The sequence below is a fragment of the Ruegeria sp. CDSB013 genome, from assembly GCF_059611165.1.
In genome coordinates this window covers 218329-237214 of record NZ_JBXWPA010000007.1, presented here as the reverse complement: position 1 = coordinate 237214, position 18886 = coordinate 218329, and the positions used below count along the sequence as shown (strand labels likewise).

The 18886-nt window shown below is 57.0% G+C and carries 19 protein-coding genes and 1 tRNA gene; 11 read left to right on the top strand and 9 right to left on the bottom strand.

The window, feature by feature from the left end; translation table 11 throughout:
* The first annotated feature begins 463 nt into the window (after window positions 1-463).
* The 4 genes from AC2FJF_RS14135 (at window position 464) to AC2FJF_RS14120 (ending at window position 4381) form a co-directional block, all read left to right on the top strand.
* Complete coding sequence (locus tag AC2FJF_RS14135; RefSeq protein WP_496725968.1) at window positions 464-1219, top strand: 5-oxoprolinase subunit B family protein; 756 nt, start codon at window positions 464-466, stop codon at window positions 1217-1219.
* Window positions 1216-2214 (top strand): 5-oxoprolinase subunit C family protein, encoded by a 999-nt coding sequence (locus tag AC2FJF_RS14130; RefSeq protein WP_496725967.1) that lies wholly within the window; start codon window positions 1216-1218, stop codon window positions 2212-2214. The genes AC2FJF_RS14135 and AC2FJF_RS14130 overlap by 4 nt, the downstream gene beginning before the upstream one ends.
* A 12-nt stretch (window positions 2215-2226) precedes the next feature.
* Window positions 2227-2988 carry a LamB/YcsF family protein gene (locus AC2FJF_RS14125; RefSeq protein ID WP_496725966.1) on the top strand — a complete coding sequence of 254 codons (762 nt, stop codon included), beginning with the start codon at window positions 2227-2229 and terminating at the stop codon, window positions 2986-2988.
* Window positions 2989-3133: 145 nt separating this feature from the next.
* On the top strand, window positions 3134-4381 hold the full coding sequence (locus AC2FJF_RS14120; protein WP_496725965.1) for a hypothetical protein: 1248 nt from the start codon (window positions 3134-3136) through the stop codon (window positions 4379-4381).
* A 59-nt stretch (window positions 4382-4440) separates the two neighbouring features.
* Here the strand turns inward: AC2FJF_RS14120 and AC2FJF_RS14115 are convergent, their stop codons facing one another.
* Entirely contained in the window at window positions 4441-5826 is a 1386-nt protein-coding gene (locus AC2FJF_RS14115; RefSeq protein ID WP_496725964.1) for a D-alanyl-D-alanine carboxypeptidase family protein, read from the bottom strand.
* A gap of 281 nt (window positions 5827-6107) precedes the next feature.
* Entirely contained in the window at window positions 6108-6809 is a 702-nt protein-coding gene (locus AC2FJF_RS14110; RefSeq protein ID WP_496725963.1) for an HAD family hydrolase, read from the bottom strand.
* Between the two features lie 91 nt (window positions 6810-6900).
* Here AC2FJF_RS14110 and clpS point away from each other — a divergent pair, with 91 nt between their 5' ends.
* From clpS to hemF, 4 genes are read left to right on the top strand one after another with little or no spacing between them, the layout of a single operon-like run.
* Window positions 6901-7242, top strand: a complete 342-nt coding sequence (gene clpS, locus AC2FJF_RS14105) for an ATP-dependent Clp protease adapter ClpS (protein ID WP_058271961.1) — start codon at window positions 6901-6903, stop codon at window positions 7240-7242.
* Window positions 7243-7274: 32 nt separating this feature from the next.
* On the top strand, window positions 7275-8240 hold the full coding sequence (locus tag AC2FJF_RS14100) for a class I SAM-dependent methyltransferase (protein WP_496725962.1): 966 nt from the start codon (window positions 7275-7277) through the stop codon (window positions 8238-8240).
* A gap of 37 nt (window positions 8241-8277) precedes the next feature.
* Window positions 8278-9078: an SDR family NAD(P)-dependent oxidoreductase gene (locus tag AC2FJF_RS14095; RefSeq protein ID WP_496725961.1), complete on the top strand. Its 801-nt coding sequence runs from the start codon at window positions 8278-8280 to the stop codon at window positions 9076-9078.
* A 5-nt stretch (window positions 9079-9083) separates the two neighbouring features.
* The gene (hemF, locus tag AC2FJF_RS14090; protein WP_496725960.1) at window positions 9084-9968 is read left to right on the top strand and encodes an oxygen-dependent coproporphyrinogen oxidase; all 885 of its coding nucleotides are present in this window, start codon (window positions 9084-9086) and stop codon (window positions 9966-9968) included.
* Between the two features lie 4 nt (window positions 9969-9972).
* On the opposite strand, the gene AC2FJF_RS14085 is transcribed toward hemF, so the two are convergent.
* Complete coding sequence (locus AC2FJF_RS14085) at window positions 9973-10269, bottom strand: hypothetical protein (RefSeq protein ID WP_496725959.1); 297 nt, start codon at window positions 10267-10269, stop codon at window positions 9973-9975.
* A 294-nt stretch (window positions 10270-10563) separates the two neighbouring features.
* Between AC2FJF_RS14085 and AC2FJF_RS14080 the strand changes: the two genes are divergently transcribed.
* Window positions 10564-11076, top strand: a complete 513-nt coding sequence (locus tag AC2FJF_RS14080; RefSeq protein WP_496725958.1) for a toxin-activating lysine-acyltransferase — start codon at window positions 10564-10566, stop codon at window positions 11074-11076.
* A 1-nt stretch (window position 11077) separates the two neighbouring features.
* The gene (locus AC2FJF_RS14075) at window positions 11078-11971 is read left to right on the top strand and encodes a Hint domain-containing protein (protein WP_496725957.1); all 894 of its coding nucleotides are present in this window, start codon (window positions 11078-11080) and stop codon (window positions 11969-11971) included.
* On the opposite strand, the gene modC is transcribed toward AC2FJF_RS14075, so the two are convergent.
* From modC to modA, 3 genes are read right to left on the bottom strand one after another with little or no spacing between them, the layout of a single operon-like run.
* Complete coding sequence (modC, locus tag AC2FJF_RS14070; RefSeq protein ID WP_496725956.1) at window positions 11968-13065, bottom strand: molybdenum ABC transporter ATP-binding protein; 1098 nt, start codon at window positions 13063-13065, stop codon at window positions 11968-11970. The genes AC2FJF_RS14075 and modC overlap by 4 nt on opposite strands.
* On the bottom strand, window positions 13062-13754 hold the full coding sequence (modB, locus tag AC2FJF_RS14065) for a molybdate ABC transporter permease subunit (RefSeq protein WP_496725955.1): 693 nt from the start codon (window positions 13752-13754) through the stop codon (window positions 13062-13064). The genes modC and modB overlap by 4 nt, the downstream gene beginning before the upstream one ends.
* 4 nt (window positions 13755-13758) lie before the next feature.
* Entirely contained in the window at window positions 13759-14532 is a 774-nt protein-coding gene (gene modA / locus AC2FJF_RS14060) for a molybdate ABC transporter substrate-binding protein (protein WP_496725970.1), read from the bottom strand.
* Window positions 14533-14794: 262 nt separating this feature from the next.
* Between modA and AC2FJF_RS14055 the strand changes: the two genes are divergently transcribed.
* Window positions 14795-14870, top strand: a tRNA-Val gene (locus AC2FJF_RS14055).
* 134 nt (window positions 14871-15004) lie between these two features.
* Here the strand turns inward: AC2FJF_RS14055 and AC2FJF_RS14050 are convergent.
* The 3 genes from AC2FJF_RS14050 to AC2FJF_RS14040 all read right to left on the bottom strand — a co-directional run bounded on the left by AC2FJF_RS14050 (window position 15005) and on the right by AC2FJF_RS14040 (window position 18864).
* Window positions 15005-16855 carry an amidohydrolase family protein gene (locus AC2FJF_RS14050; RefSeq protein ID WP_496725954.1) on the bottom strand — a complete coding sequence of 617 codons (1851 nt, stop codon included), beginning with the start codon at window positions 16853-16855 and terminating at the stop codon, window positions 15005-15007.
* A 69-nt stretch (window positions 16856-16924) separates the two neighbouring features.
* A complete protein-coding gene (locus AC2FJF_RS14045) occupies window positions 16925-18103 on the bottom strand; it encodes a carbohydrate porin (RefSeq protein WP_496725953.1) in 1179 nt (392 codons plus the stop codon).
* Entirely contained in the window at window positions 18100-18864 is a 765-nt protein-coding gene (locus AC2FJF_RS14040) for a DUF3299 domain-containing protein (protein ID WP_496725952.1), read from the bottom strand. The genes AC2FJF_RS14045 and AC2FJF_RS14040 overlap by 4 nt, the downstream gene beginning before the upstream one ends.
* Window positions 18865-18886: the final 22 nt, after the last annotated feature.

Here is an 18886-nt window from a genome sequence, read left to right as displayed (position 1 = left end):
GCGTCCGGCTGTCTCTCCAACCCGTCCGGCCGTCTCTCCGACCCGTCAGCACCGCCTCAGCAGCGCCGGTGAAGGGGGTTCTAAGTATAACCGCATAAGTCCGCAAGCAGAAAATGACGTCCTGGGCGATTTTTTTCCATCTTTCCGCTTAACCTATATTTATCAATATCTTAAGGCGCACAACCCGCCTCCTCGAACAGCAATCTCACCAGTTGAAATACAAGTCGGACCCACACCTGTCCGCGTCGCCAGTAAGCGCACCCCTATATATAGACAGGGCACCCAATCACACCACAAGACTCAAACGAGTCGGAAGCGATTCCATGAGTCGGAATCGGCCCAAAAAACCGTGCCGGCACTCAGTTCAGGTATAGATTCCGCGCGTCTTTACCCACGCCGGGCTTGCGCATTAGTCCGGGATGCTGTGTGGTCGCCTCTGTAAGATGCCCGGGTTAGCCGTGAAATGACCACCAATACAGCCGACATGTTTCCACGCATAAATACCGTAGGCTATGACGGCCTTCTTGTTTCCTTTGCCGATGCCATGGCCGAACCCTCGAACCGGGCGGCGCTGGCCTTTAGGGGCGCAATCGACGCGGCATCCTGGAACGGTGTTGTCGAAACCTCTGCATCGCTTGCATCGGCCTACCTGAGGTTCGATCCCGACAAATTACCTCGCGCTGAAGTCCAAGATAGAGTGCGACACCTACTTGCACAGCAAAATTGGTTTGAGGCACCACTGCCTGCCGGTCGAAAATTGTGGCGGGTCCCGACAGTTTATGGGGGCGAGCTTGCTCCGCAACTGGACGAGGCAGCGGCGGCGGCGGGGCTGGATTCCATGGAAGCCGTTCGACGGCTGAGCGACACAAAGGTACGCGTATTGACCATCGGCTTTGCACCGGGGCAACCGTACCTTGGTCCGCTTGGTCCTGAATTCAATATTCCGCGCCTGAAGGAACTGACGCCTATGGTCCCAGAGGGGGCCTTGGTGTTGGCAATATCCCAATTCGTACTGTTCTCGGGCCCCACTCCGACTGGCTGGCGGCACGTGGGCCAAACCGCATTTCGCTGCTTTCGCCCCGACGCACCGCAGAGCTTTGCGTTGAAGCCAGGGGATGAAATGCAGTTCCTGTCCGTTTCGCGCGACGAACTGGAAACCATCCGCGCCAACAACTCGGACGGCTCAGGCGGGGCCACCTGCGAGGAGATCGCGGGATGAGTCTGATTGTTCATCGCATTGGCCCGGCCTGCACCATACAAGACCAGGGCCGTGTCGGGTATCTGGATCAGGGGCTGTCCCGATCCGGCGCCGCCGACCAACTGGCCCTGCACGAGGGCGCAGCGTTGCTGCGTCAAAGCCCGGGACTTGCCGCTTTGGAAATGGCGGGAATGGGTGGCGAGTTCGAGGCAACGCAATCTCTCGGCATCGCTCTGACAGGTGCTCCGATGCAGGCCAGCATTGATGGCGCACCTGTGGTCTGGAATGCGTCGCACCAGATGGTAGCCGGGCAGCGGCTGGTGATTGGTGCTGCGACGCGCGGGACCTATGGCTACCTGCATGTCAGCGGTGGGATCGCGTCCGAAGCCTTTCTGGGATCACGCTCAGCGCATTTGACCGCCAAGATCGGAAGCACCATTCAGACCGGAGATACATTGCCTGTCGCCGACGGATCAGGCGTGACGGGCATGAAGCTTAACCCGGATGATCGCTTCTCGGGTGGCGTTCTACGCGTGATCGCCAGCTTTCAGACCCCCCTGTTCGATCAGGAAACGTTGGACCGCTTTGTGCAAACCGAGTTTCGGCGTGGCAGTCGGGCCAACCGAATGGGGATGCAGTTGGATAGCGAGGGCGAAGGTTTCGCGGCTCAGGGTCAGCTGAACATTCTGTCCGAGGTCATTACCCCCGGTGACATACAGATGACCGGAACAGGCAGCCCCTTTATCCTGTTGCCTGAATGTCAGACCACTGGAGGTTATCCCCGTATCGCGACGGTTCTGCCTTGTGACCTTCCGCGCGCGGCACAAACCCCGGCGGGCGGGCGGATCAAGTTCGAATTCGTGTCACTGGACGAGGCCACAGCCCTGCAAACCGCCCACAATGCCGAACTTGCCCGGCTACCTATGCGAGTCGAACCGCTGGTCCGCGATCCGCATGACATCCCGAACCTCTTGTCCTACCAATTGATCGGCGGAATGATCTCCGCCACCGACTAGGGAGTACCACGTATGCCAAGCGTCGATCTGAATGCCGATATGGGCGAAAGCTTTGGCCCCTGGAATATGGGCGATGATGAAAATCTGCTTAAGATTATCACCTCTGCCAATATCGCTTGTGGCTTTCACGCCGGCGACCCGGATGTGATGGCCAAAACGATGACACTGGCTGCGGAAAACGGCGTCGGGATCGGCGCGCACCCGGGCTTTCCTGACCTGCAGGGATTTGGCCGGCGGAATATGAAAGTTCCCCATGATTCCTTACGCAATCTGGTTCGTTACCAACTGGGCGCTGCGATCGGCATGGCCAAGGCCGTTGGCACCGAAGTGCGGCACCTGAAACTGCACGGGGCGCTGGCCAACATGTGCTCGGTCGATATCGACATGGCGCGGGCTTGTTATCAGGGCGCGCTCGACGTCGACCCCGACATCATCATCATGGTACTGGCCGTCACCAAACAGGAAGAGGCCGTGCGCGAGCTAGATTGCAAATGGGTCGGAGAGATCTTTGCGGACCGGGCATATAACGACGACGGAACCCTTGTCGATCGCAGCCTGCCCGGCGCGGTTATTCATGACCCCGAAATTGCCGGACCGCGCATCCTGAACATGGTGCGCGAAGGTGCCATCATCACCGAAAGCGGCCAGCGGTTGGAGACATCCATCGACACGATTTGCTTGCATGGCGATGGCCCAACCGCGGTACAAATCGCCCGTTCGGTTCGCACGTCCTTGATCGACGGCGGGGTCGAGGTAACAAAATTCATTCGGTAGAAAGAAGGCCTTAAACCTGACGATCTATCCTCTGACTGTTGCCTGCACGGAATTCAGACCCTAGCATGACCAGCAAGTGCATGTTCTGAATACCACAATTCCAAGCAACGCCATGCTGGACCGGTATAGGCAAGGAGGCTGGCCAATGTCTTTTGATCTGATGAATTATGAACCGCGCGGCGACAAAAAGAACTCTGAGTTCTTTCACCAATATCTGCCGATGATCTACGAACGCCGCCAAAGCTCGGGCGTGGCCGACCAGGTCGGGGCGATGCAGGCGATCATCATTCAGGTTGAACCGGACGCGATGTTCGACACGCTGATCGAGCTTTATGTCATGACACCCTACCGGCATACGGCCAGCTATCTGGGCCAGACGCACAAATTTGCGGTGCTGCATTCGCACTCCGATTATCCCGCGATGATCGTCATGGCTCCGCTCAGCGCGACCTTCGAAGACTTTATCCCGCGCATCAACCGTATGTACCCGCTGGCCCGCAACACCCCCCAGACCCGCTATGTCGGAGAGGTTTATGGCGCCACGGACCTCAAGACCCTGACCAAAACGCTTGAAGATCAGAACATCAGGTTTGAGTACAAGGGAGACACCGAAAACCCGTTCTACACATCGGACGGGTTCAGATTTACGTCTCCGTCCGATTTCACCTGTAACAGGGTTGGCTACTCATCCTTGGATTTCAACGACACCGACAGCCTTGGTTTGGGTGACCGGATATTGCTGAGCAATGACGAACAGGCGCGACTGGATCAGGCGGCGGCATTCGGGGCAGACAGCAAAATCGCGCCTTTGATGCTGGGGGTCGACCACCTTGCAACACGCATTCTGGCTGGTGAGCGTGAGGACGCGATCCTCGAGTTTTTGACCATGGTGCCCTATTACTTTTGGGGCGCGTACAACATCTTTGACATGAACTCGTCGACCAATGTGAACCGGAACGCGAATGTCGACGATGATAAGAGATCCCCCGCCAAGGTCTTCACCGCGAACAACACGCCCTCTTTCGTCAATTCCTTTGAACAGTTGCCGATGCCGACCGAGGACTTCGTGCGTAACTTTGGCCGTCGCCTGCACCACATGGCAATCGAGATTCAGGACGGCGACCACGGCGCGGGTGAAAAGAACGTCGATTTTGTGGTCAACACACTCAAAGATGAAGGTGTGCCGTTCCTGGCTCATGTGGTGGGCGAGTGTAAGGACGATCCGAACCTCAAGCAGATATTCTCAAAGCATTCGAAGTATACGCTGTTGATCACTGAGTATATCGAGCGCTGTCACCACTATGACGGGTTCTTTACCAAGGATAACGTTGCCGCCCTGACCGCGGCGGCAGGTCAGGATGAACAATACGAACACGGCCACGTCTTCGACTGACAAAAAAAGGCTGCGAGTTTCCTCGCAGCCCAGATCCATTCAGGAGAGTATGCCGAGCCTTATGACGGCCCGATCATGAAACAAGTGACATTCCGGGCCTGCAACCGGCGACAAGCCAGATCGGCCTGTTCGCGGGTCATGCCCTGGAATGTCGCGTCGAAGCCGCGCGAGCTTTGGTTTACCTTGCGCAGCGTGCCTTCCAGAGTGGTCATTTCCGACAGAGCGGTTTTCAGTAAGATCTTTTCCGCCTCATATCGGGTGGTATAGCGGCCTACGTTCACACCCCATAGTCGCCCGCCCGATGTGGACAGGCGGGTGACGATCTCTTGCTCGGGTTCGGGCTGGGCTGCCGGATCAGTCGAGGCCAGAACCAAATCAGCCGGCCGTGCCGCGGGACGGGTTGAGTCCCCGTCACCAGACGGTTGGATGTCGGCCGCCGCAATCGCCGCGGCGATACCATCCTTGATACGCGTGCCATTTTTGGCAGCCGTCTCAGCCACGGCGCCAGCAACCTGAACTGCGGCACCCGGTCCGGGGCGCAGTACGGGGCGCAGGCTGGATTTTGGCGCAATGGTCAGCGCCGCGACGGTTGCGCCCAATCCCGCGTTCCCGGCATAGGTGGGACGGGCCGGCTTGCGGATCGGGGCACGCGAGGGGGCGCGGCGGAATCCCATGTCCAGCAACTCCGCCACTTTTGCATTCCGCGATGCGCCGGATTTGCCACCAAAGACAGTTGCGATAATGCGTTCGTCCTTGCGTTTGGCCGATGCAACCAGGTTAAAGCCAGCAGCCCGCGTGTATCCGGTCTTGATCCCGTCCGCACCTTTGTAAGCTGCCAACAGACGACGGTTCGTGTTTGGAACCGTCTTGATCCCGGCATGTGTGGATTGGCGCGAAAACAGGTTGTAGTACTGCGGGTAATCATAAAGCAGATGGCGACCCAACGTGGTCATATCCCGCGCGGTCGACAAGTGACCTGATTCCGTCAGGCCATGCGCGTTCTTGAACGTTGTGCGGCTCATACCCATCGACTTGGCCGTGCGCGTCATGCGACGGGCGAATGCCGCCTCGGAACCGCTGATCGCGATACCAATGGCCGTGGCGGCATCATTGGCCGACTTCACCGCAGCTGCCCGGATCAGATATCGGAACGCAATCGTTTGCCCGGTACGCAGGCCCAACTTAGAGGGGGGCTCGGAAGAGGCCTTTTTTGTGATTCGAACCGGCGTGTCCAAGGTGATCTCACCGTTCCGCACCGCCTCAAACGCGATGTAGAGGGTCATCATCTTGGTCAGAGATGCCGGATGCAATCGGGTGTCGGCATTGCGCGAATGCAGAACCTCGCCTGTCCGCGCGTCGATGACCATCGCCGCATATGGTGCCGCAAATCCCTGCAACGGCGCGAAGGAGAGCAGCCACAATAATGCTAAAAGAAATAAGCCCATTCGGGCCGGAACTGTCCGCCGAACCTGCACGATCTTTGCCTCTGTCTACCTCAGGCCGCCGGGTTTTCCCGGTCAGCGCTCATTATATTTTATTACTGACAAGGCTAACACAGAGACCCCATGAAATAAACCGAAAGCGTGCAAATTCGCTGTTTTGTTAAGAGTCCGAAACGGCACTACATGTAGACACGCACAGTCCGTGACCTACCACATCCACGCAAATTGAACCCCTTAACGTAAATCCCGTCTCGTTTTTTGAAAACTGAGGCCAATTGGCAACATCAACTTAGGCGCTGAACCAGATCAGCAAGTTCGCCCAAGTCCCGCAGTTCGCTATATCGCGGATTGTCCGCAGGGGTTTCGGCCTTTTCAATCTCCCAGACCAACCCATGGGGCACATAGACGCCCCAACACCCGGCCTGAATTGGGGCGACAACATCGGATCGCATCGAATTGCCCACCATCATTGCAGAATCACAACCTTCACCATGTCGCGCAAAGATTTCACGGTAGGTTTGAGCCGATTTTTCGGACACGATCTCGACCTCGTCGAAGAGCTCACCCAACCCCGATTGCGCCAGCTTTCTCTCTTGATCTATCAGGTCGCCCTTGGTGATCAGAATCACCCGATGCGTATCAGACACCGCTTCGATGGCCTCCCGCGCGTGAGGTAACAGCTCGATCGGGTGGGCCAGCATGTCCTGCCCCGCTTCGACCAACTGGCGGATAACCGAGGCTGGAACACGGTCCTCGGTCACCTCAATAGCGGTTTCGATCATCGACAGGGTGAAGCCTTTGATTCCGTAGCCATAGTGACGGATATTGCGTTTTTCCGCAGCAAGCAGTCGATCCAACAGGTGATCGCGATCGGCGTGATCGGCCAGCAATTCCGTGAAATGTGTCTGCGTCAGTTTAAAAAAACGCTCGTTGTGCCAAAGCGTATCATCGGCGTCGAACCCGATTGTGGTCAGCGCTTTTTCCATTTCGATTACGTCCCGCTGGCTCTTTTCTCTGGCCCCATGCACGTTATATAACCGATCAGACAAACCGAAGCCTGAATCGGACAAAGGCGCAATGACTGAACACAAATGGATGATGTCTGACCAACCGGACAACGACGATGATCCGTCGCTGTTGGTACAGACGCGCCCTAAAACCAAGCGCCCGCCGTTGTACAAAGTACTGCTTCTGAACGACGACTACACGCCGATGGAATTCGTGGTGCATGTGCTGGAGCGTTTCTTTGGCATGACCCATGCCGAGGCGTTCGAAATCATGTTAATCGTTCACAAGAAAGGCGTCGCCGTGGTTGGCGTGTTCAGCCATGAGATCGCCGAAACCAAAGTGGGCCAGGTCATGGACTTTGCCCGCAGGCACCAGCACCCCCTGCAATGCACAATGGAACGGGAAGAGTAAGGCCGCCTTAGCCTTCTCTCTCATATTTGCCGATGTCCCCTCGTCTTGATCTTGCCCTGCAAAGCGGCCTTGAGCTCTCGCAACCACTCAGCGTGCTTGGGCCGACATCCGACAGCGATCTGTCGGCCCTGCCGCGTGAAACGCAGGTGGTGCAGCCATTCAAACCGTTTCACGACCACTTTGCCGGACAGGGCTTTACCGCCGTGCCGGACGCCCACGACCCTTGTCAGGATGCCATCGTGATCCTGCCCCGCGCCAAGGCGCTGGCGCGCAGCATGGTGCATCAGGCCTGTCAGCGGGCAAGCGGACTGATTGTCATAGACGGTGCCAAAACCGACGGTGTCGACAGCCTGCTGAAAGACATCCGCAAACGCGTTGACGTCGAGGGGCCCATCGCCAAGGCACACGGCAAGATATTCTGGTTCCAATCCGAGCGCGAGGCTTTTGCCGACTGGGCCGCCCCGGACAACCAGACAGTCGATGGTTTTCAGACCGCGCCCGGCGTGTTCTCTGCTGATGGGATAGACCCTGCCTCAGCCCTGCTGCTGAATGCATTGCCCGAAAAGCTAGGCGCAAGGATCGCTGACTTGGGCGCTGGCTGGGGGTATCTCGCGGCAGGTGCGTTAAAGGCCGCCAATCCGCGCGCGTTACATCTGGTCGAGGCCGATCAGATTGCCCTTACCTGCGCACGCGCCAATTTGGCCGAGACCTGCGCGCAGTTCCACTGGGCCGACGCCGTCACGTGGAACGCGCCGGAACCGTTGGACACAGTGATCATGAACCCTCCGTTCCACACATTGCGCGCCGCCGACCCTGAACTGGGTCAGGGCTTTATCAAATCCGCAGCTAGAAACCTGACCCGGAGCGGCAATCTGTGGATGGTCGCAAATCGCCACCTACCCTACGAGGTCACGCTGGCCGAGAATTTCGCACAGGTTCACGAGGTGTCCGGTGACAATCGGTTCAAGGTGTTTCACGCCTCTCGCCCTCGACGGTGATCCCGGTTAACCTGCGCCGCAAATCAGGAGACAACGCATGTCCTTTTCCATAGCTGGCAAGACCGCCATTGTCACAGGCAGCGCCAATGGTGTCGGGCTGGCCATCGGGCGCCATTTTGCGGATGCCGGGGCCAATGTCATGTTTGCCGACATGGACGAAAAACGGCTGTCCGACGAACTTGGCGAACAGGCCGATGACAGCAACATCCGGTTTTTCGCCGGCGACCTTCGGGAAAAGCTGACCATCGCGAACCTGCTGTCTGCCACGCTTGATGCGTTTGATCAGGTGGACATTCTGATTAATGGCGCGCGGCAGGTGATCCCGTCTGATCCGCTGGATGCGGACGACGATTCCGTGCGCATGCTGCTCAATCAGAACCTGATGCCTGCGCTGCGCCTAAGCCAGTCGGTCGCCAAACGCATGATAAAACAGGCAGGCGACACTGACGAAGGACCCGCCGGGTCGATCATTAACCTGTCTTCAATCGCGGCGCGGCGCACCCACCCCGATCTGATGGCCTATTCCGTATCCACCGCCGCGCTGGATCAGATGACACGTTCGCTGGCCGTTGCCCTTGCCCCAAAACGGATCCGGGTCAATTCCATCGCGCTGGGATCGGTCATGAGCGCCTCGCTGCAGTCCACGCTCAAGGAAAATCGGGACTTTCGCAACGATATCGAGAAACATACGCCCCTGGCCCGGATCGCGGCCCCAAATGAACTGACCGAGACGGCGCAGTTCCTGGCCTCGGACGCGGCCGGTTTCATCACCGGACAAATTCTGACAATTGATGGCGGTCGCACCTTGCTAGACCCCGTCGCAGCCCCGGCCCATTAATCCCCATGTTCAATACCGAAAAATCAACCGCCGCCGCGTGGTTCCGCCAATTGCGCGATAACATCGTCGCCGCGTTTGAGGCACTTGAAGACACCCACAGCTCTGGCCCTTTTGCAGACGCAGCACCTGGCCGGTTCGAGGTCAAGGAAACCAAACGCCAATCCGAGGACGGCAGCGATGCGGGCGGCGGGTTGATGTCCGTGATGCGTGGCGGGCGGGTCTTTGAAAAGGTCGGCGTCAATGTCTCGACCGTATACGGCACTTTGGGCGTGCGAGCGCAACAGGCCATGGCGGCGCGCAAGGGGATTCCGGGCATGACCGAAGATCCGCGTTTCTGGGCGTCGGGCATCTCTCTGGTCGCGCATATGCAAAACCCGCATGTACCGGCCGTTCATATGAACACCCGCATGTTCTGGACCCCGCACGCATGGTGGTTCGGCGGCGGTTCGGACCTGAATCCCTGCATCGAGTATGATGAGGACACAGCGCATTTTCACGCCACCCAAAAGGCGCATCTGGATCCGCATGGTCCCGGCCATTATCCCCGCCTGAAAGACTGGGCTGATGAGTATTTCTATATCCCCCACCGCAAGCGCGCCCGAGGCGTGGGCGGGATATTCATGGATGACTATTGCACCGGAGACTGGGCCGCAGACTTCGCGTTGACCCAGGACATCGGTCGCGCATTCCTGCCTGCCTTCCTGCCATTGGTGGAAAAGCGCCGAGTTCAGGAGTTTGATGAGACGGCCAAAGACACGCAACTGGTGCATCGGGGCCTTTATGCCGAATACAACCTCGTCTACGACCGGGGCACAAAATTCGGGCTGGAAACCGGCCATGACCCGGATGCGGTGCTGATGAGCCTTCCGCCAATGGCAAAATGGACCTGATAGATTAGCGGAACCCAAAATCCAGGAAGTTGTCAAAGCAATAGCCCTGCGCGGACCCCGCCGACATGTTCTCACCCACACGTTTTACGGTAATCGAATATCCCGGCGTGGTATCGACCCCATCGGGTGGGGTAAGTGAAAACTGCACCGTGCGCACGCCCTTTTCGTAGGCGCGGACAATGTAGATACGCTGAGTTGCTTTGGTTCTCAGGCTGCGAATAGCAAAGTCCCCTATCCCGCACCAATACGAGACCGGGGCGGAAGACCCGCTGACGGCGACCTCGTATACACCGTTGTTCATAGGCGTGACTGTGGTTTTGAAACCTGGGTAAGCGCCGATTCCGATCCCAATTCCCTGTGCAGATACAGGCGACACCGCAAATGTTGCCAGGGCCGCTATTTTCAAAACTCGCATAATGGCAATTCCTGTTTCGAAACAATTATTCAAGATCATACCGGACACGTGGTCCGAGTAAAGCGGCGCCATTTTCGGGATTTTGTCCGACAGGATCCCGACACGGCACATACAGGCAAAACAGTATCATTTTGGATCTTAAGCAAATAGGATCAAGGCATATATTGTCTGGGGTTAGTTTTGAGCAAAGCGTTTCCAAATGACTGGTTTGATATCCCGTCCGAAAACTACGCGGATTTCGGCGCCATGTTCTATCTTGCATCGCTGACCAATACACACAGACCGCGCACCCTTGGACAGGTGCTTTATGCCTTTGAAACGCCTTTTCGGTTGAACCAGTACCACATTTTCCGGCAGAACGGTTTCCCGCGCGGGTTTGTGACTTTCGCAGGTCTCAGCCGCGAAGCCGAGCGTCGGTATGCCATTCAGGAAAAGCCACTGAAGGATACGGATTTTGCCAGCGGCACGTCCTTCTGGATCGTCGACCTCGTGGCCCCATTTGGACAGACCAACCAGATCGTCGACATTTTGAAGAAGGAAATCCCCCACCCCCGGGTCCGAACCAATCGGATGGACAGCGACCTGACCCGAAATCGCATCGTGGAGTGGACCCGCGACGACGCGGGGGAGGTACACATGAAGGTTTACCGGAAGAAAGAATTTCGTGAGGTCCTGAAAATGGAGGGGTCTTGAAATGGTATCGATCGTAGGGACAACAACTGGCTTTGTGACCGGAGATCCCCCTAATCAGGCCAGTGGCGATCTTGGCTTGACCGGCTTTCCTCGGACGCAATCCTGGTCGATCTCTGATCAGCCATCACTGGGCGTGGCCTCCATTAACCCAAATACCGGCGAATGGACCTACACGGTCAATCAAAGCGATTTTGACGATATCCCGTTCGGGACTACGGTCACTGATACCTTCACGGTACGGGTCACCGGATTGGACTTTTTCTTCCAACCATATGACCTGACCCAAGAGATCACCATCACCCTTGAAGGCGTGTGCTTTACTGCAGGCACCTTGATCTTGGCTGAAAAAGGCAATCAACAGATAGAAACCCTGAGTGTTGGCGACAAGGTGATGACCGTAGATCGCGGGCTGCGACCGATCCGGTGGGTGGAAAGCGGCGCCTTATCGCCGGACCGATTACGTGACAATCCGGCCATGCGCCCGGTTCGGATCAAGGCCGGCAGCCTTGGCGCAGGACAGCCCGAACGCGATCTGCTGGTATCACAGCAGCACCGCATTCTGGTCAGCGGACCAAAGGTCGAGCTTTTGTTTGGCACGCCCGACGCGCTGGTTGCGGCCAAGCACCTTTGTTCCTGGCCAGGTATCGCGATTGACACTTCGGATGACCCGGTCGAGTATTTTCACATCCTGCTGGATAACCACGAAATACTGACAGCCGAGGGCGCACTGGCTGAAAGCCTCTATCTCGGCGAAGAATCCCTATACACTCTGTCCTCGGACGCATTGCAGGAACTCGCCGCCATTTTCCCGGACACAGCCATGCCGAATAGGATGGGCTTCGGCCGGGCAGCCCGCCTGATCCTGCGAGAATTCGAAGCCCGCGCGCTGGCTTAGACCCCGCGCAAGTGCCCGCCCACGTCCTGCGGTGCCAGTGCGACCGTTTTGATGACCGCAAAACAGGGTTTGCCCGGTTCCAGCCCCAACGCTTCGACTGAGCGGCGGGTGACGCGGGCCAATACAGAACCCGCGGGCGTTTTTACGGACACAATCGCACCCGGCCCCTCGCCCGCGCGGATCGTGTCGACCGTTCCTTCCAGAACATTTAAGGCCGAAAGTCCTTCGGGGCGTTTGCTGGACAGAATAACCTCTTGCGCGGGAATGCGGATGCGCAGTTCTTCCGCAATTTGCAGGGGTATCCGGGGCAGAAACAAGGGCGACCCGCCTGCGTCCAACTCGGTCAGCCCGTCCGAATGATGTTTGACGACCCGAACCTGCAACACTGCACCGACGGCCCGCACACCAGCCGGTGCGACTGACGGATCGGCCAATACTTCGGAGGCGGGTCCATGCCGTAAGACCTTACCCTCTTGCAGAGCGACAACCGATGTCGCCAAGCGCGCAACTTCTGCAGCCGAGTGTGTGACGTACAGAATCGGCACCGAAACCTCATCCCGCAGCCGTTCGAAGTAAGGCAGGATCTCGGCCTTTCGTGCGTCGTCGAGAGCCGCTAGAGGTTCATCTGCCAGGATCAGGCGCGGACTGGCCAGAAGGGCGCGCCCAATGGCAACACGCTGTTTTTCCCCACCGGACAACCCCGCAGGGCGCCGGTTCAACAGGTGCCCGATCCCCAACATTTCGATCACTTTGTCCGGGCTTTCGCGGCGCGCGCTCTTGGGTGCAAACCATTTCCCATAGAATAGATTCTGGCGCACGGTGAGATGTGGAAAAAGACGGCCTTCCTGAAAAATGTACCCCAGCCGTCTTTTGTGCGGCGGCAACCAGAGGCCTTGCGCGGTGTCGAACAACTCCCACTCGTCTACAGCAACCCGACCGGCCATGGGTTTCACCAAACCGGCGACTGCATTTACAATGGTTGTCTTTCCAGACCCGGACCGCCCAAACAGAACCGTCACACCGGGTGGCGCATCAAAACTCAGATCCAGCTTGAGGTCGGGTAGATCGTGCTGCAGGCGAACAGACAGGCTCATGATCCGGCCACCCGTGCAGCGACACGCCGCCCAATGAACTCGGACAACAGCAGCGCGCTCATGGCAACCACGATCGAAATAACCACCAAACGGGTGGCCGCTGCTTCGCCGCCCGGGACTTGCAGAAAGGCATAGACCGCCGACGGCAGGGTTTGCGTCTGGCCGGGGATATTCGACACAAAGGTAATCGTGGCCCCGAACTCTCCCATCGCTTTGGCAAAGGCCAGTATTGCCCCGGCGATTACGCCGGGCAGGATCATCGGAAGGGTCACCGTTACAAATACAAACAGGCGCGATGCACCTAGTGTCGCCCCGGCCTGTTCCAGTTTGGGGTCCACAGCTTCGATCGACAGGCGTATGGCCCGCACCATCAGCGGAAATGCCATAATACCCGCGGCAAGGGCAGCCCCGGTCCAACGAAACGCCACTACAATTCCGATCTCTGCCAGCAACTTGCCCAGCGGCCCCTGAATTCCAAAGGTCAGAAGAAGCAGATAGCCGGTCACCACCGGTGGCAAGATCAAGGGTAGATGCACCAGCCCATTCAAGACCTGCCGACCCGGAAACCGCCAACGGGCCAGCGCGTAGGCAACGAATATGCCCAAGGGCAATGTCACCAGCGTTGCCCAAAACGAAACGCGCAGCGACAGTTTCAGTGCCTCAAGCTCTGCAGGTCCCAACCACCCCATGCCGCTATCCGTTCGGCAGGGTGAAACCCTGCTTTTCAAACACGGCCCGCGCGGTCTGAGATTGCAGGTACTTCATAAACACCTGCGCGCCGTCTGCACCTGCTGTCGTCACTGCTGCAGGGTAGATGATGGGCGGATGCAGGCCAGGCGAAAACTCGGCGATGACCCGAACTCGTCCCTCGACCTGCGCATCGGATCGGTAGACGATCCCCATAGGGGCCGCACCAGTGGCAACCAGTGCAAGGGCTGCACGCACATTATCTGTTTGCGCGACCTGAGCCTGAACACCCTGCCACAGCCCCAAGCTTTCCAACGCCGCCTTTCCGTAGATCCCTGCCGGCACGGCATCAACCAGCGCCATGGCCAGGTATCCACCATCCAGTGCGGAGGCCAAAGCGACTCCGGGCCGCATTTCACCAATGTCAGCCCCTTCGTCCCCAGCGACCAGAACCAGGCCATTGCCCAGCAGATCTACACGCGTAGTGGGGTCAATCAGGCCCTGTTCTTGCAGCACATTCATCCAGTCCACATTAGCGGAAATGAACAGATCTGCCGGGGCACCCAATTGAATTTGGCGCGCAAGAACGGACGACGCCGCGTAAGAGACGGTTACGCCCTGCCCAGTTTCTTGCTCAAAATCAGATGCCACCTCATCAAGCGCGGTCTTGAGGCTGGCCGCTGCAAACACCAAAATCCCCTCAGCCCCCGCGCGAAGCGGGGCCAGCGTCAAAGCGCCCAGAACCAGGGCCGCGATCAGAACTCGGCGCGCGTGGGACAGGATCGGTTTTCTCCCGCCTGGAAAGTTGCAGTTCCTTTGGGGATATCTGAGGCGGTAGGTGACACGCAAGCGCCTTTGCAATCACCTACGAGGCAGAACGTAAAACGACAGCCCCCACACAATCGAAACGACCCCACAACACAAAGCACGGCGAATTTCCCGCCGGATTGAATTACCAATGGCGAACAAATCAGATTCTGGGAAAGAAAAACTGCCGGACCCTCTTGCACCCGGGCGCAGGCTTGGCTACATGCACCGTCACGGGTGATTAGCTCAGTTGGTAGAGCGCTTCGTTTACACCGAAGATGTCGGGAGTTCGAGTCTCTCATCACCCACCAATTCATCCTCGCAATGTATCAAGGGCTTATGCGACTAGCACTTATTGCTGTGCCGCCCGTGGAACTGTGTTCGCTGCGCATCGTCTCTGCATTCTGGTAGGTAGTTTGCTCTGTGTTTCTCTATTAGCTCGAGTTTATTGCCCCCCAGCTTTAGACAACATAGCCTTCGCATAATCACGTTTCGCTGTTGCGCGGTCCTCGAAGCGAGCATGCACGACGCAAAAGAATAAGTTGCTGTCATCTAGACCGTTGCGAGGTGTAAACCAATCAAAGGGGTTGGTCGGCTCTACCGACGCAAACTGATTAGTCGGTGGCGCGACAGGTGTTAAATTGGCTTCACTGTTCGTGATATCTTCGAGCAATGTTGGACGTGCAGTGCCGGTATCCGGTGTGAGAATACCCATGATCTGTTCGCGACCAGCCGGAACGAAACGCCCGCTCTCCTCAACTGGAAACCGGATCGGCTGTCCGGCATAAACATCTCGTTGCACTTCGCTGTTCCTAACAACAATTGTGCCGTTAACAAGCACGTAAGGAATACCCTCTGACGGAAGACCTTGCTGACCGAGCGTATAATTCGCCTTTTCGGTCACTGATACCGGATCGAAAATCGTGATGTCCGCGACCATGCCTTCCTGCATACGCCCACGCACCTGCATTGCGCGCAACCCTGTGTCACCCAATCGTTTCGCATGGATGTAACTTAACTGAGTGAGTGTGAGCATTAGCGGCACATTCGCTTCACGTGCCAGTCTCAAAACAAGCGCGTGGCTGCCTGCTGACCGAGGATGCCCAGCATAGTCTTCATAGGGGGCATCCCAACTCATCAAGTTGCCCTCGATGTCTAGCCCGGCCATGCCGTCGCCCGAGATGCCATAGCCTGCGATGGTGATCCAATCATTCAGCCATTGCTCCCTTGGCGGACTAAAAACAATTGCCGTGCGTCCCGGTTCATTCTCAGCGAAGCTCAAAAACTCGTCTTTTGTCACGAAGCGATCGAGCTGGGGGTCAAAGATGGTGTCTTCGTATTTGTACCCCATCGAACCTTCCCAGTTTTCAGGGGCGATGATCGACGCGCCGTAGTTTCCCGATCCGGCGGTCCAAGGATAGTAGCTGGACCAGACGTTGTAGCCTTGGTCGCGCGCCATCTGGAGTTTTTCCTGGTTCTCCCACCAGCCATAGTCATTGTCATGGTGTATGTGGAGCGGTGCGCTAAGCACCATCGCATTGACCAAAATCTCATTTACACCCGTCTGTGTTTCTGTCGGCGTCGAAGCACTGGGATGAAATCGGTGATGGACGGAAGTCAGTCTACCGTAACGCGCCGCAGCCCGCTGTGCTTCGAACATCTCATAGGTTGTAATACCTTCGCGGGCGTAGCCGATGGTCGATCCCACACCGAGTGCTCCAAGACGTAGTCCCTCATCCAACTGGGCAGTGATTTCGTTCATCTGCTCACGGTTGCTTGGAACAGAAGACCACCCCTCGACGCCATCTTCCACGGATTGCGCCCGCAGTGCGAAGAAGTTCCGGAAGTCTATATCCCCACCTTCAAGCACGAGGCCGTCATGAACCCGCATCCGTGCGAATTCTTGCCCAACGACCGTACCATAGTTTGCCTGTGTTGCGCCTTCGCGCACACTATACCATTCGTCGATGTTCGCTGCCCCAACCTCAAAATCCATTTGAGTCGTAACGCCATCACGAAGGTTTACCTTGATACCCCAAGGGTCCAGTCCATGCTGCTCGAGATCGATAAACCCGGGGGCAACAACGTGCCCTGTCGCGTCGATGGACTCGCTACCATTAATTTCTTCGTCAGTAATTGCAGTGATCCAGCCGTTGCTTATTCCCACGTTAGCGATCTGATCGAACCCGGTTTCCGGGTCCATTACCCGTCCGTTGAGAATGACAACGTCGTAAGTTTGCGCGACGCACAATGTCGAACACACAGACAACGTACCAGCCAGAAACAAGGTACGCATGGACAGATCCTCCCTTTTATTTACAAAACTGAATGTATCGTTGTTATTGGCGTCTGCTTTCGACCCAAATTAGAATACGATCCGGGTTCTTAGGCCGAACAGCGTAATGCTGTCCTGAGTGGGGTTTTGCAGCGGGTTAGAAATGAACTGCAGTGACGGCGTCATTTGCAATCCGGGTGAGATTGAAAAACGGTAGAACGCTTCCAGAGTGAACTGATCGCCATCTATGCCTCTTGCCTCGGCCCAGTTCAGGCCCAGCCCGGCCAAATCGGTATTGCGACCGTAGAAACCGAGACCGGCAGAAACGGACCGATCATAGAGTGCTGCTGTCCCTTTTGAGGCCCCTGCCCGGAAGAACGGCATCCATTTATTGCCAACAAACCATGCCGCCGAAAACGCAGCGCCGTAGTCTTCTGGACGGCTACCATCGTCAGCCGCATCCGCATGCCAAAGGGTCAGATGGATATTGTCGAAGTAGATGCGATCAAAGCCGGAGGTGTAACCAAGTTCAAGTGATTTGAAGAGATTGCCATCGCTGAACACATCAAAGTTTGGATCAGACGGGTCGGCGTTTGCGTCCGAGACGCTCGCAACAGCATAAACGTTTTCGTTAAGTTTTACGCCACCAGCAATGCCAAGACCTTGATTGGGCGTGTTAATTGTCGGATTGGTATTAAAAGACAGGTTTTGGAAACCGCTGTAGGGGCTTACCAACCCATAGATATCCACAAAGTCCGTTACATCAATCTGCCCGACTTGCAGCGTCCACGAGCCGTTCGCGGCTCTTTGGGTCCAAAACAGGTTGGTCAGCAGCAAACCATTATCGTTGAAGGCTGTCCCTGTGATCGAAAGGGCTCCACCATCCAGACCAAGAAACTGCGGGGCAACATCTGTATAGCCGTGCCGGTCTTCGATCTTGAATGTCAGGGAACCGCGTTCAGTTGCCTGCCAACTACCGTAAAGGCGCGCAATTCCGCTGGCCGCTTCGCTGGCACCCAGATCAGCATTCGTAGTTTGGCCCAATGCCAAGTAATCAATGTTGAAACGAAACCCACCTTCAGCCAGCCGGTCTTTCCACTGAAACCAACCCGGTGCGATGTTGCGTGGAAAATCCGAACGATACTGCGGATCGGTCAACCCATCTCCGGGGTCGAGGTCAGCTTCGACCGAAGATGGCCCAGATAGTCCCTGAGCCGACGCTGCGCCAGCAATGGAAATACTCAATACGGCAACCAGAAGTCTTATCATTCAGACGCCTTTGCCCCGCCGGTCTTGCGATTGCCTGCCGCCCGGATGCGATCAGCAGCATGCTGCTTCCACTCCAGTTTGTCAGCCTCCGTTTCCAGCGTCTCGACACTCATTGTCTCCAATTGGAAGGTAGCGCTCATCGGCACAAGGCCGTCCACAACCATCATGTTCTGAACAGAAGGATCGATAGTCAGCGTGCCCGTCAGCCGAACGGGTTCGTGGTAATAGCTGGGCATCCAGTCGCCATTCAACCGCACACGGATCATTTGGTTGGGCGGAGGCGGAGGCATGTGACTGCACATCCCGCGTTTTGGCACTAAATACGCCACAGACCGACCATCCGGATCACTCGGAGCAGGAATCGCATATCCTGCCAAAGTGATTGTCTGACCGTCGAATTGCGGATTTCCATTTGTTCCCGCCTTTCTTCGCCGTTCCTTCACAATCTCTCGCTGATCAAGAAGCCAGTCGACATCAATACCATCTGCCGCCAAGGCGTCCTCTGTTTCGGTCAGACGTTCCTGCCATTTTTGCCTTTCATCTGCGCCGCCAGTGTCTTGCTGCAACCTTCCGCGCAAACGCACGACATACAGAACATCATCGAACTGTTCAGGGCTGAGGTCGCGATAGGGGTCTTCAAAGACTTGCGAAGAAGGGTCCGGCAGTTCCGCCCAGTCAACTGCCGTTCCCGGCGCTGCCATGGCGGGATGACCGCACCAGATCAACCCGGCGAATACGGCGAAGCGAAACCAATAACGCATTAAGGCTCTCCGGCTGCTTTTT

Excerpts from the sequence above, each read along its gene's own strand:
- AC2FJF_RS14135 (WP_496725968.1), top strand. The coding sequence starts at position 464 with ATGACCACCAATACAGCCGACATGTTTCCACGCATAAATACCGTAGGC.
- AC2FJF_RS14130 (WP_496725967.1), top strand. The coding sequence starts at position 1,216 with ATGAGTCTGATTGTTCATCGCATTGGCCCGGCCTGCACCATACAAGAC.
- AC2FJF_RS14125 (WP_496725966.1), top strand. The coding sequence starts at position 2,227 with ATGCCAAGCGTCGATCTGAATGCCGATATGGGCGAAAGCTTTGGCCCC.
- AC2FJF_RS14120 (WP_496725965.1), top strand. The coding sequence starts at position 3,134 with ATGTCTTTTGATCTGATGAATTATGAACCGCGCGGCGACAAAAAGAAC.
- AC2FJF_RS14115 (WP_496725964.1), bottom strand. The coding sequence starts at position 5,826 with ATGGGCTTATTTCTTTTAGCATTATTGTGGCTGCTCTCCTTCGCGCCG.
- AC2FJF_RS14110 (WP_496725963.1), bottom strand. The coding sequence starts at position 6,809 with ATGGAAAAAGCGCTGACCACAATCGGGTTCGACGCCGATGATACGCTT.
- clpS (WP_058271961.1), top strand. The coding sequence starts at position 6,901 with ATGACTGAACACAAATGGATGATGTCTGACCAACCGGACAACGACGAT.
- AC2FJF_RS14100 (WP_496725962.1), top strand. The coding sequence starts at position 7,275 with ATGTCCCCTCGTCTTGATCTTGCCCTGCAAAGCGGCCTTGAGCTCTCG.
- AC2FJF_RS14095 (WP_496725961.1), top strand. The coding sequence starts at position 8,278 with ATGTCCTTTTCCATAGCTGGCAAGACCGCCATTGTCACAGGCAGCGCC.
- hemF (WP_496725960.1), top strand. The coding sequence starts at position 9,084 with ATGTTCAATACCGAAAAATCAACCGCCGCCGCGTGGTTCCGCCAATTG.
- AC2FJF_RS14085 (WP_496725959.1), bottom strand. The coding sequence starts at position 10,269 with ATGAACAACGGTGTATACGAGGTCGCCGTCAGCGGGTCTTCCGCCCCG.
- AC2FJF_RS14075 (WP_496725957.1), top strand. The coding sequence starts at position 11,078 with ATGGTATCGATCGTAGGGACAACAACTGGCTTTGTGACCGGAGATCCC.
- modC (WP_496725956.1), bottom strand. The coding sequence starts at position 13,065 with ATGAGCCTGTCTGTTCGCCTGCAGCACGATCTACCCGACCTCAAGCTG.
- modB (WP_496725955.1), bottom strand. The coding sequence starts at position 13,754 with ATGGGGTGGTTGGGACCTGCAGAGCTTGAGGCACTGAAACTGTCGCTG.
- AC2FJF_RS14050 (WP_496725954.1), bottom strand. The coding sequence starts at position 16,855 with ATGCGTACCTTGTTTCTGGCTGGTACGTTGTCTGTGTGTTCGACATTG.
- AC2FJF_RS14045 (WP_496725953.1), bottom strand. The coding sequence starts at position 18,103 with ATGATAAGACTTCTGGTTGCCGTATTGAGTATTTCCATTGCTGGCGCA.
- AC2FJF_RS14040 (WP_496725952.1), bottom strand. The coding sequence starts at position 18,864 with ATGCGTTATTGGTTTCGCTTCGCCGTATTCGCCGGGTTGATCTGGTGC.